The 14078-nt window shown below is 72.6% G+C and carries 15 protein-coding genes; 6 read left to right on the forward strand and 9 right to left on the reverse strand.

What is annotated here, in order from left to right:
• Positions 1 to 121: 121 nt before the first annotated feature.
• From hmgA to OG552_RS07040, 3 genes are read left to right on the forward strand one after another with little or no spacing between them, the layout of a single operon-like run.
• Positions 122 to 1465 carry a homogentisate 1,2-dioxygenase gene (hmgA, locus tag OG552_RS07030; RefSeq protein ID WP_329130351.1) on the forward strand — a complete coding sequence of 448 codons (1344 nt, stop codon included), beginning with the start codon at positions 122 to 124 and terminating at the stop codon, positions 1463 to 1465.
• Complete coding sequence (locus tag OG552_RS07035; RefSeq protein WP_329130353.1) at positions 1462 to 2208, forward strand: GntR family transcriptional regulator; 747 nt, start codon at positions 1462 to 1464, stop codon at positions 2206 to 2208. The genes hmgA and OG552_RS07035 overlap by 4 nt, the downstream gene beginning before the upstream one ends.
• A gap of 14 nt (positions 2209 to 2222) precedes the next feature.
• The gene (locus OG552_RS07040) at positions 2223 to 3494 is read left to right on the forward strand and encodes a type ISP restriction/modification enzyme (RefSeq protein ID WP_329130355.1); all 1272 of its coding nucleotides are present in this window, start codon (positions 2223 to 2225) and stop codon (positions 3492 to 3494) included.
• Positions 3495 to 3704: 210 nt separating this feature from the next.
• On the opposite strand, the gene OG552_RS07045 is transcribed toward OG552_RS07040, so the two are convergent.
• Positions 3705 to 3968, reverse strand: coding sequence for a hypothetical protein (locus OG552_RS07045; protein ID WP_329130356.1), 264 nt, complete (start codon positions 3966 to 3968; stop codon positions 3705 to 3707).
• A 505-nt stretch (positions 3969 to 4473) separates the two neighbouring features.
• On the opposite strand from OG552_RS07045, the gene OG552_RS07050 reads away from it, so the two are divergent.
• The gene (locus OG552_RS07050; protein WP_443071146.1) at positions 4474 to 5583 is read left to right on the forward strand and encodes a DUF5925 domain-containing protein; all 1110 of its coding nucleotides are present in this window, start codon (positions 4474 to 4476) and stop codon (positions 5581 to 5583) included.
• Here the strand turns inward: OG552_RS07050 and OG552_RS07055 are convergent.
• The 6 genes from OG552_RS07055 to OG552_RS07080 form a co-directional block, all read right to left on the reverse strand.
• Positions 5574 to 6611, reverse strand: a complete 1038-nt coding sequence (locus OG552_RS07055; protein ID WP_329130358.1) for an iron-containing redox enzyme family protein — start codon at positions 6609 to 6611, stop codon at positions 5574 to 5576. The genes OG552_RS07050 and OG552_RS07055 overlap by 10 nt on opposite strands.
• Positions 6592 to 6870: a CDGSH iron-sulfur domain-containing protein gene (locus OG552_RS07060; RefSeq protein WP_329130360.1), complete on the reverse strand. Its 279-nt coding sequence runs from the start codon at positions 6868 to 6870 to the stop codon at positions 6592 to 6594. Before OG552_RS07060 ends, OG552_RS07055 begins: the two co-directional genes overlap by 20 nt.
• A complete protein-coding gene (locus OG552_RS07065) occupies positions 6854 to 7540 on the reverse strand; it encodes a HemK2/MTQ2 family protein methyltransferase (protein ID WP_329130362.1) in 687 nt (228 codons plus the stop codon). The genes OG552_RS07060 and OG552_RS07065 overlap by 17 nt, the downstream gene beginning before the upstream one ends.
• A gap of 134 nt (positions 7541 to 7674) precedes the next feature.
• On the reverse strand, positions 7675 to 8046 hold the full coding sequence (locus OG552_RS07070) for a GntR family transcriptional regulator (protein ID WP_329130364.1): 372 nt from the start codon (positions 8044 to 8046) through the stop codon (positions 7675 to 7677).
• Entirely contained in the window at positions 8043 to 9191 is a 1149-nt protein-coding gene (locus OG552_RS07075; protein ID WP_329130366.1) for a methyltransferase domain-containing protein, read from the reverse strand. The genes OG552_RS07070 and OG552_RS07075 overlap by 4 nt, the downstream gene beginning before the upstream one ends.
• Positions 9192 to 9401: 210 nt before the next feature.
• Positions 9402 to 10256 carry an esterase/lipase family protein gene (locus tag OG552_RS07080; protein WP_329130369.1) on the reverse strand — a complete coding sequence of 285 codons (855 nt, stop codon included), beginning with the start codon at positions 10254 to 10256 and terminating at the stop codon, positions 9402 to 9404.
• Positions 10257 to 10491: 235 nt separating this feature from the next.
• On the opposite strand from OG552_RS07080, the gene OG552_RS07085 reads away from it, so the two are divergent.
• Positions 10492 to 11067 carry a 2'-5' RNA ligase family protein gene (locus OG552_RS07085; protein ID WP_329130372.1) on the forward strand — a complete coding sequence of 192 codons (576 nt, stop codon included), beginning with the start codon at positions 10492 to 10494 and terminating at the stop codon, positions 11065 to 11067.
• 183 nt (positions 11068 to 11250) lie between these two features.
• The gene (locus OG552_RS07090; protein WP_329130374.1) at positions 11251 to 11715 is read left to right on the forward strand and encodes a PPOX class F420-dependent oxidoreductase; all 465 of its coding nucleotides are present in this window, start codon (positions 11251 to 11253) and stop codon (positions 11713 to 11715) included.
• Here the strand turns inward: OG552_RS07090 and OG552_RS07095 are convergent.
• Both OG552_RS07095 and OG552_RS07100 read right to left on the reverse strand, forming a co-directional pair.
• A complete protein-coding gene (locus OG552_RS07095; RefSeq protein ID WP_329130377.1) occupies positions 11696 to 12706 on the reverse strand; it encodes a helix-turn-helix transcriptional regulator in 1011 nt (336 codons plus the stop codon). The two genes, OG552_RS07090 and OG552_RS07095, sit on opposite strands and share 20 nt — an antisense overlap.
• Before the next feature lie 231 nt (positions 12707 to 12937).
• Complete coding sequence (locus tag OG552_RS07100; RefSeq protein WP_329130379.1) at positions 12938 to 13963, reverse strand: S1 family peptidase; 1026 nt, start codon at positions 13961 to 13963, stop codon at positions 12938 to 12940.
• Positions 13964 to 14078 lie beyond the last annotated feature (115 nt).

The raw sequence follows: 14078 nt of genomic DNA on the forward strand, positions 1-14078 counted from the left end.
CGCACTCCCCTTGCCCAACCCTAGCCACCGGTTGCGGGCCGAGGGGGGTTGCCGTCCTGATTCCTATGGCTCAGCATAGGAATCAGGACGGCGGCACAGCGGCAAGCACGGGGAGCGCACCATGGACGTGACGCAGGGCACCGGCAAGGAAGAAGCGTCAGGGGAAACGGGCGCCGGCAAGGACTTGGCCCACTCGTCCGGTTTCGGCAACGAGCACAGCAGCGAAGCCGTACCGGGCGCCCTCCCGGTGGGCCGCAACTCGCCGCAGCGAGCGCCGCTCGGGCTGTACGCGGAACAGCTGAGCGGCACCGCGTTCACCGAGCCCCGGGCCGCCAACCGCCGCAGCTGGCTCTACCGCATCCGCCCTTCGGCGGCTCATCCCTCCTTCCGCCGGATCCCCAACGGCTCCCTGCGCAGCGCCCCGTTCCAGGACGTGGAGCCCGATCCCAACCGCCTGCGCTGGAGCCCGCTGCCGCTCCCCGACGAGCCGGCCGACTTCGTCCAGGGCCTGGTCACCGTGGGCGGAAACGGCGATGTGCTGCGCCGCGAGGGCATCGGCATCCACTGGTACGCGGCCAACCGGTCGATGGACACCCGGGTCTTCTCCTCCTCCGACGGCGAGTTCCTCGTCGTCCCGCAACACGGCGCCCTGCTCCTGCGGACCGAACTGGGCCTGCTGCGCGCCGAACCAGGGGGGATCGCCCTGATCCCCCGCGGGATGCGCTTCCGGGTCGAACTGCTGGAGGACAGCGCACGCGGCTATGTGTGCGAGAACTACGGCCGGCCCTTCCAGCTCCCCGACCTCGGCCCGATCGGCGCCAACGGCCTCGCCAACGCACGGGACTTCCTCGCCCCCGTGGCCTTCTTCGAGGACCGGGAGGAGACCACCCAGGTCGTCAACAAGTTCGGCGGCAATCTCTGGGCGGCCGACTACGACCACTCCCCCCTGGACGTCGTGGCCTGGCACGGCAACCATGTGCCGTACGTCTACGACCTGCGGCGCTTCAACGCCATCGGATCGATCAGCTACGACCACCCGGACCCGTCCGTCTTCACCGTGCTGACCTCGCCCTCGGACACCCCGGGCCTCGCGGGCGCCGACTTCGTGGTCTTCGCGCCCCGCTGGCTGGTCGGCGAGGACACCTTCCGCCCGCCGTACTTCCACCGCAATGTGATGTCGGAGTTCATGGGCCTGATCGAGGGCGCCTATGACGCGAAGGCGGAGGGCTTCGTGCCGGGCGGCTCCTCGCTGCACAACATGATGTCCGCGCACGGCCCCGACCGGGCCACCTTCGAGCGGGCGAGCAGCGCCGAACTGATCCCCCAGAAGGTGGACGACGGGCTGGCGTTCATGTTCGAGACCCGCTGGCCGGTGGTGCCCACGAGCACCGCGATGGGCGCGGCCCACCGGCAGGAGGGGTACGACAAGGTCTGGGAGGGACTTGAGAGAAACTTCCGGCCGTGACCTCCTTCGCCCCTGACTCACTGGTGCTCAACAGCAAGTTGCCGCTGTGGTACCAGGTCTCGCAGTCGCTGCGCGCCTCCATACTCGGCCGGCCCGCGGACACCCCACTGCGGCTGCCCACCGAGGACGGGCTCGCGGCGCACTACGGGGTCAGCGTGCTGACCATGCGCCAGGCCCTCAAGGAGCTGGAGGGCGAGGGCCTGATCACCCGGCACCGCAGACGCGGCACCTTCATCGAGCCGACCGCCCTGCGCGGCGCACCGGTGAAGCTGCTCGGCTCGGTGGACGCGATCGTGGCCCAGCAGTCCGGCGGCCGTACCGCGGTGCTCCAGCACGGCCTGTCGCCGCTGCCGCCCGGGGTCGCCGAGCACTTCCCCGGTCTCACCGAGGCCATGGCCTACCGCAGACTGCGCTGCGACGACGACGGGGAGCCCACCAACTGGGCGGAGAACTTCGTCCGGCCCGAACTGGCCGAGCGTATCGACCTCGCCGACCTGGAGCGCGGGCCGATGACGAAGGTGCTGCGGGACGTGCTGGGGGTGCGGATCAGCCGTATCACCGACACCGTGGAGGCGAGGCTCGCCGATCCGGAGACCGCCCGGCTGCTCCGTGTGCCGCTGCTCAGCCCGATCCTGCACTACACCGGGGTGACCTATGACGGCTCCGGCCGGGCGGTGGACGTGGTGCGCATCCACTACCGGGGCGACCGGTTCTCCTTCACCGTGACCATGGAGGCACCCTGAGGGCCGTCAGTAGCATGCATGCAGTGAGCGACGACGTGCCTGCGCTGCATGATCTGATGCCGTGGTCCGTGCGACCGCTGCGGATCGGCCGCGGCTGGCCGCTGGCCCCGGAACCCACCTGTCTGCGGGCCCGTTGGGCGCTGCTGACCGGCGCGGCGGACCCCGCCGCCCGGGCCGCACTGCTGCACCCGACCCGGGCCCGCGGCCTGTACACCCCGGTCGCCCAGTTGCCCGGCCACCGCACCCCGACCACGGCGCTCGCCCGCGAGGACGGCCGCTGCCCCGAGCCGGTGCGGGTCCAGCACGGCGCCTTCGACCCGCAGTGGCTGATACCCGACCACCGCCTGATCGACGTGGCCCGCCCGGAGCTGTGGCGGGTCGCCGACGAGCAGCAGATCTTCGCGATCGAACTGGCTCATCTGCCCGAGGCGCCGGAGCCGCCGGTGGTGTTCTCCGCCCTGCTGCCCGACGGGCGTTCGCCGGCCGGGAAACCGTGCCGGATCCGTCCGCTGTACCGCCGCCCCGGCGGCCTGGAGCCCAACCTGGCGCCCGGGCTCACCGCGTGGCTCGCCGCCCGGCTGGGCGTCGGGGTCGGCGCCGGGGACGTACTCGCCTGGATCGCCGCGGCGGCCCGGCCCGGGCCGGCGGGCAGCTCCGTACCGCTCCCCGCCGATCCTGACCTGTGGCGACAGGGTCTGACGCTCGGCCGGGAGTCGGTGTGGCTGCACACCGCGGGCGCCCGGTGGGCCGATCCGGCAGCCGGACGCGGTCAGGACCGGCTGCGGCTGCCCGGCGGCAGCCGGCCCTATGTGCGGTCCCCGCTCCCATCCGTCCCCCGTCCGGGTGAACTCTGCTACGACCCGCAGACGCGCACCCTGCTGATCGGCGACGGCCGGATCTCACCGGTCGCCCCGGAGGCGTGGGAGCTGTCCAGCAGCGGAGTACGCGTACTGGAACAGTGGTACGAGCGGCGGACAGCCGCGGGTGAGCCGGGTTCGCTGGAGGCGCTGCGCCCGGCCGCCTGGACCCGCACCACGACCTCGGAGCTGCTGGAGCTGATCAGCAGGCTGACCCTGCTGGCCGGGCTCCGCCGGGAACTCTCCGACTTCGCCGCACAGGTGGCGCGGCAGGAGGAGGGTGGACGGGGTGGACGCGGCCGTGCCCCTGGTGTGACCGCCGAGCTGCGGGCGGCGGGGATTCTGCCGGTGCCCGCGGCGCGACGCAGGCCCGCGTCGGTGCTCGCGCACCATGAAGAGGGCCCTGACGGGCAGTTCGCACTGCTGTGAGGCCGGCCGGGGGCAGCCGGATGCCGTCGGACGGAGCCAGGGACGAGGACCGAAGCGGCCGCCGGGGAGAGGGCGGCCCCGACGGGCGCACACCGAGGCGCTGCGGAGCGCAGCGCCGAGCCGGGACGGTGTGGCCGTCGTGACGGTCCGGGTGGTGAGCCGGGTCCAGGGAGGGCGCGGTGAGTCACCGCGCGGGCGCCGGGCCCCGGGTCAGCCGCGGTTGCCGAACAGTGACCTGCGCAGCCGCCGCAGCGGTGCGAAGAGCGATACGCGGGCGCCCCGGTTGGTCCGGGTGTGGACGGTGTTGCGCGAGGTCAACTCCCGCATGAGCACCGTCGCGTCGTCGGTGTCGCGCTGCGGTGCGGCGGGCCCGGCGAGTATCGCCAAGTGCCGGTCCAGGCGCGCACTGGACGCGCTGGTACCGCAGTTGATGGCAGGCACTCTCGGCCTGCTGGGCATCGCTATTTGTTCCATGACTCTCCCCACCCTGTCGAGGGCACCCGGCTCGGGCAGGGTAACCCTATCGCCCCGTCACGTCACGTGCGCATCCCCGGCCCGGCTTGCGCGCTCTATTCACCTTCTGCCCAAGGGTGTTGACGCCGGAACGTGCCCGCCGCAGGCGAACGGACGAGCGGAAACCGGACGGCCGGACCAGGGCGCGCGCGGCCACAGCCGCAAGGAGCGCCGAGAAGCAGCGGCGACGCCGGGAGCCGCCAAGCGTGTGACGTCAGGGCCGATCGCCGTACCCGTGAGGAAAAGCACTGGGCGAATCGGCCCGCGAGGGCGGATCATGGGCCGCATGTCCGCCACAGCCCGCGAACCGAGGAGGCAAGTGCCACCCGCCGGAGCCGCCGAGTCCGCGAACGCCAGCGCAGAACCCGCGAAAGGCCACAAGGCCGAGAAGGCCGACAAGCCCCAGAAGGCGCAGAAGCAGGAGAAGGCCGGGAGCACCGGGAAGGCCGGCAAGGCGCGGAAGGCCGTGGGGAACACGACCGTGCGGGCCGGCAACACCGCGCCGGAGCAGGCGCTGCCCATCCATCTGCGCCTGGACGACAGTGACTCGCCGTCGGATGTCGTGGACGCCCTGTTCCTGAGCCGTTTCACCTCCGGGGAGCACCCGTTCGCCCGCGGGTCCTCGGTGGAGAACGTCAAGTCGGGCCTCACGCTGCTGCCGCCGGACGCCTCGGTACTGCGCATGGCCCGTGACAAGGACCGCAGCGCCACCCTCGCCGAGGGCGACGGCTGGACCATCCTCATCTCCCGCTGGAACCGCGGAGCCGACGTCACCGTGGCCGCGGTCACCGACGAACTCGCCGAGCAGGTGCTCAAGTCCTCGGTGGACGACGCCGAGGACGAGCCGGAGCCCCAGCCGGACGACGTGACCATGGGCTTCTGGTACATCGTGCCGAGCCGCGGACCGCACCGCACCACCCGGCGGATCGCCGCCGCCACCTGGGAGGAGCTGCGGGTCAACTACACCGCGCCGGTCGCCGACGCGATGGACGGCCTGATGAAGCTGACCGCCGACGACGTGGCCGGACGGCTGCTGCTCCTGCACGGCCCGCCGGGCACCGGCAAGACCTCGGCGCTGCGCACCCTGGCCCGCGCCTGGCGGGACTGGTGTCAGGTGGACTGCGTGCTCGACCCCGAGCGCCTCTTCAACGACGTCGGCTATCTGATGTCCATCGCCATCGGCGAGGACGACGCGACCGGGGGCCGCTGGCGGCTGCTGCTCCTGGAGGACTGTGACGAGCTGATCCGCGGTCAGGCCAAGCACCAGACCGGGCAGGCCCTCTCCCGGCTGCTCAACCTCACCGACGGCCTGCTCGGCCAGGGGCGGAACGTCCTGGTCGGCATCACCACCAATGAGGACCTGGAGCGGCTGCACCCCGCCGTGGTCCGTCCGGGCCGCTGCCTGGCCCGGATCGAAATCGGCCCGCTCACCCGCCCCGAGGCCGTCAACTGGCTCGGTACGAGTGAGGGCGTCGGCCGGGACGGCGCCACGCTCGCCGAGCTCTACGCCCTGCGCCGCGGCCAGCCGGCCATCCTGCCGGTCCCGGCCCAGTCGTCCGACGGCCTCTACCTGTGAAGGTCCCGTCCTCCGGGCGCCCGGCCGTCCCGGAGGGCGGAGCGGCCTGATCGCCAGGCGCCCAGCAGTTCCGCGGCCAGCCGGTCGTCCAGGAAGACCGTCGCGTCGGCCCCGAAGGCCACATCGGCCTCCAGGTGCGGCTCGTCGGCCAGCAGCCCGCCGATCACCTCACGCCGTACGACCTGCTCGTGCACGGCGTCGGCCTCGACGTGCTCGGCGTAGAAGCGTTCCGCGGCGGGACCCGCGCCGGTGCGCCGCATGGCCTCGGCGAGGCGGCGCGAACCGGGCGAGGAGGTGACTTCGACGCACCCGAAGTGCCCCACCAGGGCGCCGCGCAGGGCGCGGTTCAGCCCGAAGAGCGTCATCACGTTGACGGTGGCGAGCACGGATCCCGGCGCCTGGTCCAGGTAGTGGCCGTATTCGGTGTCCAGGCCCAGGTCCGTCATCAGGTCGGCGAAGAGTTGTGCGTGGACGTTCTCGGCCCGGCCCCCGCCGAACTCGTCGTATTCGATGGCGACCATGCCGGCCTTCGCCCTGCCGCGCAGCCGCGGGATGACCCAGGCGTGCGGGTCCGCCTCCTTGAGGTGGTAGAGCGAACGCAGGGCCGCGTACTCCCGCAACTGCCAGAGCTCGCCCTCGTGTTCGAGGTGGTAGGCGACGCTGCTCCGGTGGTCGGTGGACTCCACCAGCAGGTCGCCGAATGCCTCGTCCGAGCTCCGGCCCGCGCGCACGTCGCCGCGCAGGGCCGCGAGGAACCGTTCTTCCATGGCCCTGCGCAGCGGCATCAGCGCGGGATCCCACTCCCGGTCGTCGGCCACCGAGCCGAAGCCGCGGTAGTGCAGTTCGTAGAGCACATAGAGCGCCAGTTGCAGGTCCTCGCCGTACGGGTCGGCCGCCGCGGCCTCGCGCGGGTCCGGCGGGGGCAGGTGCGGCGCGGTGAGCGCGGCCACGACGCCCGCCGACAGCGGGCCGCGCGCGGCGGGCAGGGCCGGGCCGGTACGGCGCAGGTCAGTGGTGGTCGCCGTCATGGGGTCCCTCGGTGTCGTGGTGGGGCCGCCGTCCGTCCGGGCGGGGACGCTCGGCGGCGGGGGGTCGTTTGTGGCCGCGGTGGCTGGTGTCGCACCACGGGTAGCTGCGGCTGCGGCGGCAGGTGCAGATGGCGACGACGAACCGGTCGGAGGAGACCACCGTGCCGTCGTCCTTCACCACCTCGACCGGGCCCTCGATCAGGATCGGGCCGTCCCGGTCGACGGTGACGCGACGGGGCCGGTCAGCTCCGTTCGGCACGGATGACCACCAGCTCTTCCTTGTCTTCGTCAGCGCCGATCAGCCCCTGGGCCCGCAGCCACGGCAGCCGTTCGGTGAGCACCGGTCCGAAGGGCACGTACGCCCGTTCGGTGACCGAGCAGCGCAGGCCGGCGTCGGTCAGCCGCCGCAGGGTCGGTTCGACGCCGCACAGGCCGGAGTGGACCATCAGCAGCACACCGTGCGGCCTGAGCACCTTGTGGGAGCGGGCGCAGATGCGGTCCACGGCCTGCCGCCCGGTGTGGCCGGCGTTCCAGGCGACGGCCGCGCCCCGGGTGCGGACCTGCCGCGGATGCGGTGTCGGCACATACGGCGGGTTGCTGATCACCAGGTCGTAGGTGCGGCCCGCCACCGGGTCGGCGAACTCACCGCGCCGCACCCGGATGCGCTGCCGGCTGCGGACCGCGTTGATCCTGGTGGTCGCCACGGCCCGCCAGGAGACGTCGGTGGCCGAGACACGGGCGCCCATCCGGGCGGCGAGCAGGGCCAGTGCCCCGCTGCCGGTACCGATGTCCAGGACGTCCATGTCCGCCGTGACCCCCTCGTTGTGAAGCGCCCGTGCGAGCAGATACGTGTCGGCCTGGGGCGCGTACACCCCGGGCAGTGTCCACAGGGCGCCGAGATTGCGCGGGAGCGCGGCAGTGATCGTCATCTGTTACCTCCATCGGCGGCCGGGTGGCCGTAGCGAGCGCCTGCCCGCCACCTCCGGAAGTACGCAAAACGGACGGACGCCCCCCTGTGCGGCCCGCCGGACTCCCGGACATCCCCCCGTGCCGGGAACGGGCGTCAGTCGCCGTAGGCGGCCCGCAGGGCCTCCTCGACCGCCTCACGGGCGGCGTCGCGGTCCAGGCCGAGGCGGCGGGTCCGCTCCACGTAGGCTGTCGCGGCGGCGGCGCTCTCGCGGGCGCGGGCGTCTCCTGCGGCGATGTACGTGCCGTTGCGGCCCCGGGTCTCGATCACTCCGTCCGCCTCCAGCGCGCGGTACGCCTTGGCGACGGTGTTCGCGGCGAGCCCCAGCTGCTCGGCCAGGCCCCGCACGGTGGGCAGCTTGTAGCCGACCGGGAGGCGGCCGGCCCTGGTCTGCGCCGCGATCTGCCCGCGCAGCTGCTCGTAGGGAGCGGCGGACGCGTCCTGATCGATGACGATCTTCAAGCTCATATGAGCGATCCTGGCACAGCGGACGGTGCCAGCGGGACCGCCCGGCCCGGCCCGTCGGGGTCGTGGGCGATACGGTCGCCGCTCTCGTGCAGGTGCAGCAGGAAGCGGTGGCCGGCGCACCAGGCGTCCAGGCCCGCCCTGCAGTACGCCACCATGTCGTCGGGCAGCGCGGCCAGGGGATACCAGCCGAGCTCCGAGCACTTGTCGGGCTCGGCGTTCACCGGCTCGGCGCCTTCGGGGAGGCGGGCCTGGAAGAACCAGCCGATCCGCGAGCGGCCGTCCGGCGCCCGGTGCTGCATCACCAGCACCGCCTCCAGGTCCTCGGGTGCCAGGTCGAGGCCGATCTCCTCGCGGGTCTCGCGGATCATGCCGCTTCTGACGTCCTCGCCGTCCTCCAGATGTCCGGAGGGCGCGTGCAACAGCCCGTCGGCATAGCCCGTGTTCGCACGGCGGGCGAGCAGCACCTCGGCGCCGCGCAGCAGGACGAGGTGGACGTCCACGATCTCCGTGTGGCGCTGCCGGGCGGCGGGCGGCGCGGTGGGGGCCGGCCTGACCACCGCGGCATACCGCTCGTCCTGGACCGGGCGTCCCCACAACGCCGGGTCGTGGCCCAGCTGTTCGATCCGGACCGAGCCGCCGAGGGGCGCGGCGAGTGCGGCGAGGGTGTCGGCGTCGAGTCCGACCGGCTCCACCGTGCCCCAGCGGCCCTCGATCAGCACCAGCCGGCCGCCGGGCCGCAGCAGCCGCACCCACTTCCGCAGGGCCGCCGCCGGATCGGGCAGCGCCCACAGCACATGCCGGACCAGCACCACGTCGGCGCAGCCGTCGGGGACCGGCGGGGACGCCGCGTCACCCGGCAGCACCTGGGCACTGGTGTCCGCCAGCTTCCGCCGGGCCCGTTCGACCATGCGGGGCGAGCTGTCGACCGCGGTGACCCGGTGTCCCTGCCCGGCCGCGAGCAGGGCGAGGCTGCCCGTGCCGCAGCCGAGGTCGAGCAGGTCGCAGGGCGCGGCGGGCAGCCAGCCGCGGAGCCGTATGTCCCACGCCTCCCGGACCCGCGGGTCACGCAGACCGTGGTCGGGCTCCTCGTCGAACCGCTCGGCGGCGTCGTCCCAGAACTGGCGGCCGTCACTCTCAGTGCTCATGGGAACAGCCTGCCATCCACCTCTGACAATCGGCTGCGCCCGCCGCAGCCAGGCACCGCTCGCGCGCGGTACTGCGGCCTTCCCGGCTCCTCCGCGGGCGGCAGCGATCCCGGGGAGGAGCCGGCCACGGCGTGGATCGCGCCGCGACCGCCGGCAACGAAGCCTCGCCGGACGGCGGTTCGCGGACATGACCAGCCGTGGAGAGAACGGCTAGCTGAAGGCCGACAGGCAGGTGGACGGGGTGGCGTGCGCGGGGTCGAGCGCGTTGGCCGCCTCGTGGAAGGCGATGCGGTCGGTGAGGCCGATCGCGACGTGCTCGGAGAGGTCGACCGCGCAGAGGTGCTGCAGCACCACGTTGCGCACGTCAGGCCCGGAGAGCGCCTGGGTCGTATACGGCGTGACCACCTCGTCGTAGACGGTGGAGATCACCGTGTAGTGCACGCCGGGCACCGTGTCGCCGCCGGCGTTGAGCGTCTGCTGGAAGGGCGATCCGGCCACCTGGTCGGTGAGTCCGGGGAGGTTGTCCCGCAGCAGGTCGGCGGCGCCGGGGAAGTACGGCAGGATCGCCGTCAGCCCGCTCAGCGTCGTGCCGTGGTTGTCCGGCGCCAGTCCGACCAGGGCGTTCACCTTGGCGGCGCCGCCAAGGAACTTCAGGTAGTAACGCGGCATCATGCCGCCCTGCGAGTGGCCGACGATGTCGACCTTGGCGGCGTGGGTGGCGGCGAGCACCCGGTCGGTGAAGTCCGAGAGCTGCTGGGCGGAGTCGGCGATCGGTCCGAGGCCGCCGATCAGCGTCTCGCCGGGCAGCATGCCGTAGTCGAAGGAGAAGACGCAGTAGCCGCGGGCGACGAGGTAGGGGGCGAAGGCCAGCCAGTTGTCGGTGCCGTTGGCGAAGGTGCCGTGCACAAGGACGACCGGGCGGGGGTGTTGGGCCGAGGGGTGGCAGGAGAAGTTGTTCCAGCCGCTGGTGGGTGCGGAGGTGGCCGAGGCGGCGGCGGCCGGGACGACCGTCATCGCCGCGGCCAGCGCGAACGCGGGCAGGAGACGTTTCCAGGGCAGCCTCATGTGATCTCCTCACGGGTGGGGGGAACGCGTGGACGACACGCCCTGTGATCCGGATCACTCGTACGGGGCTCATCACAAGTTACGCACGAGTAGTAAGCGATGCCTAGTTACGGGCGGGTAAAAAATCGCCGGGTTCCTGGACTGCGGCGGCCCGCGGCCGGGGGCGGGCGAGGGCCGGAAGTGCGGGGGGAGGAATTAGGAGTTGGCGCCGGGTCCGGCAGGAGAGCATGGGGGGATGAGCGATGAGGAAGAGCCGCGGTGGGTGGCGGGCGAGACGGCACTGCTGATCACGGTGCCGGAGGCGGACCCGCTGGTGGGCGCGGTCCGCGAGAAGCACGACGCGTCGGCCAGGAGCGGGATTCCGGCGCATGTGACGGTGCTGTACCCGTTCCTGCCGGACGACCGGATCGACGACGGCGTGCTCGCGGAACTGCGGGAGATGTTCGCCGGGCATGAGGAGTTCACGCTGGACTTCACCGGGTTCGGGCGGTTCCCGGAGCTGCTCTGGCTGGCCCCGGAAGCGGACGGCCCGGTAAGGGCGCTGACCGCGGCGGCCGAGGCTCGCTGGCCGGAAGCGCCGCCGTACGGCGGGGCGTTCGACGATGTGATCCCGCATCTGACGGTCGCGGTCAAGCTGCCGGTCGAGACGTTCGACGCGATGGAGCGGGAACTCGCCCCCGGGCTTCCGCTGCGTACCCGGGTCAGCGGCGTCCACCTCGTGGTCAACGACGGCGTCCGCTGGCACCACCGGACCACCTTCGCGCTTCACGGCAGCGCACCACGCGGTACGGACCGTCCGCCGAACGGGTGAACTCCCGGGCGACACGCCGATACGGGCGCCCGGCCGGAACAACCTCCGCCGGGGTCACGTTGGCCAGTACACCTGCGCGAATACCACGGAGTCCGGCCACCGAGGAGCCCGCCGCCGGACCCAGCCACTGACACCGGCCACCCGGACCCGGCACCCCACCACTGAGACCACCACGGAGTGACCATGAGCCAGCCACCCGCCACCGGCCCGCTGTTCGACCTGCTCAAGGAGCACCACACCGGAGTGCTCGTCACTCTCAAGAGGGACGGCAGGCCGCAGCTGTCCAATGTCTCCTTCACCTACGACGACAGCACCAGGACCGTCCGGATCTCGGCGACCGACGACCGCGCCAAGACCCGCAATCTGCGCCGGGACCCGCGGGCCAGCTTCTACGTGTCCACGCCCGACCTCGGCGCCTATCTGGTCGCCGAGGGAGACGCCGAGGTCACCCCGGTGGCCGCCGATCCCCATGACGCCACCGTCGAGGAACTCATAGACGTCTACCGGGCGATCGCCGGCGAACACCCGGACTGGGACGAGTACCGGGCGGCGATGGTCTCCGACCGCCGGCTGGTCATCAAACTGCGCGCCGACCGCGCGTACGGCTGGGGACGCGGCCAGGGCAGTGTCAGCGGTCCGCTGGACTGACCGGCGGGAGAGCGCCGCGCCGGCCCGGCGCGGCCGGCCGGCTCTCCGCCGCGCGGGTCAGCCGGGCCGCCACCACCCGCAGGTGCGCGGCGAGTTCCGGCGGCTCCCTGACCTCGAAGTCCACCCCGAGCATCCCGAGGTACATCGCCAGGGAGTCCAGCGACTCGAAGCCGGTGACCAGTTCGCAGGAGTCGTCGCCGGCCGAGGTCACCGTGCCGAAGCCGGCCCAGGTGTGCTGGGTGACGACCTCGGCGGAGGCGCGCAGCAGCACCCGGGCCTGGAAGCGGTAGGTCCTGGTGGTGACGCCCTTGGCGACGTACTCGGCGGCGTCCTCGGGCAGTTCGCGGGGGGTGAAGCGCGGGCCGGTGGGCGTCTTGGGCTCGATCCGGTCGACCCGGAAGGTCCGCCAGTCGGCGCGGTCCACGTCGTGGGCGAGCAGGTACCAGCGCCGGCCGTGGTGCACCAGCCGGTACGGCTCCACCTCGCGGCGGCTGGCCGCGCCGCCGTGGTCGAGATAGTCGAAGCGGAGCCGTTCCCGGTCCCGGCAGGCGGCGCCGAGCACGGTCAGGACCTCCTGCCCGACCGTCGCTCCGGCGGTGCCCGGCCTGACGGTGACCGCCTCCATGGCCTGCAGCCGGTGCCGCAGCCGCGACGGCAGCACCTGTTCCAGCTTGGCGAGCGCCCGTACCGACGTCTCCTCGATCCCCTCGACGCTGCCGCCGGCCCCGGTCCGCAGACAGAGCGCGACCGCCACCGCCTCCTCGTCGTCCAGGAGCAGCGGCGGCAGCGCGGCCCCCGCGCCGAGCCGGTAGCCACCGGCGGTGCCGGGGGCGGCATGCACCGGATAGCCGAGCGCCCGCAGCCGTTCGACGTCGCGCCGCACCGTGCGGGTGGTGACGTCGAGCCGCTCGGCGAGGTCCGGGCCGGTCCAGTCGCGCCGTGACTGGAGCAGCGAGAGCAGGCGCAGCAGCCGCGCGGACGTTTCCAGCATGCGGCTCAGTCTGCCAGCCGTCGCGGACCGGATCTGTCCGCGATCCCCGGGGCCGTACGCCCTCCGGACCCCGGGCTTCCGGACACCCGGACTCCGGGCCTGCGGACGCCGGGCCTGCGGACGGCCGGTGGCCCCGCCGCGCGAGCAGGACGCGGCGGGACCACCGGGAAGCACCGTTCCGTCACGCCCGCGCGCGGCGGGACCGCGCACGGGCGGGGTGAAGCGGATCGATCAGAAGACGCTGACTCCGTAAGCGCTCAGCGCCTCCGTGACGGGCTGGAAGTACGTCGTCCCGCCGGAGGAGCAGTTGCCGCTGCCGCCCGACGTCAGGCCGATCGCCTTCGCGCCGTCGTAGAGGGAGCCGCCGCTGTCGCCGGGCTCGGCGCACACGTTGGTCCTGATCAGCCCGGAGACGACGTCGCCTCCGCCGTAGTTGACGGTGGCGTTGAGCCCCTGGACGGTGCCGCTGTGGATCCCGGTGGTGGAACCGCGCCTTTTGACCGACTCACCGACGAAGGCGTTCGCCGCGCTGGTGATGTCCTGGCTGCCGACCGTGCCGTCATGGGCGACGCTCGAGTCGTAGCGGACGATGCCGTAGTCGTTGCCCGGGAAGCTGGTGCCGGTCGTCGGGCCGATGTACGTGCCCGAGCTGGTGTAGTACGCCGGGCTGCCCTCGGTGCAGTGACCGGCGGTCAGGAAGTAGTACGTGCTCCCGCTGCGGACGTTGAAGCCCACCGAGCAGCGCCACTGGGTGGTCTGCACGGAGTCGCCGCCGGAGAGCAGCTTGCTGAAGGTGCCGGAGACACGGCTGATGTGGACGGCGTCGCCGTAGCTCGCGGTGGACTGCCGCAGCTGGGCGAGCTGAGCTGCGGTCACCCGGCTGTCGATGTTGATGTCAAGGGTGTTGGTACGCGGGTTGACCGACCAGGCACTGCCGGCGATGTCCGCGCTCCGGGCCGCGCTGTCGGCCTGGGCCAGCTGGGCGGCACTGTGCGTCACGAGCCGTGGGGTGGCGCCCGCCGCGCGGACGGTGTCGGCCGCGGCCTGGGTGGTGACGTTGACGACGGTGGTCTTGCTCGCACTGTCGTAGTACGTGCCCGCGGTGGCGTTCGCGCCGAGGTGCGAGGCCACGGATGCGGCTGCTTCCGGAGTCGCCTTGGGGGTGGGGGCGGCGGTCGCGGACGGCAGCGCGAAAGCGGTCGCGGCGAGCAGGCCGGAGGTGACCGCGATCAGCTGTATGCGTCGGGTGGACTTCACTCGTTCCTCCTGTGGGGGTGGGAGGTAGGGGGCGGGTGATTTGTCGGTGTACCGTCATGACCGCACCGATAAACGAACGCCTCATGCGGCTGACGAGTACTCATGGGAGTATTCA

The sequence above is a fragment of the Streptomyces sp. NBC_01476 genome (assembly GCF_036227265.1).
Lineage (GTDB): Bacteria > Actinomycetota > Actinomycetes > Streptomycetales > Streptomycetaceae > Actinacidiphila.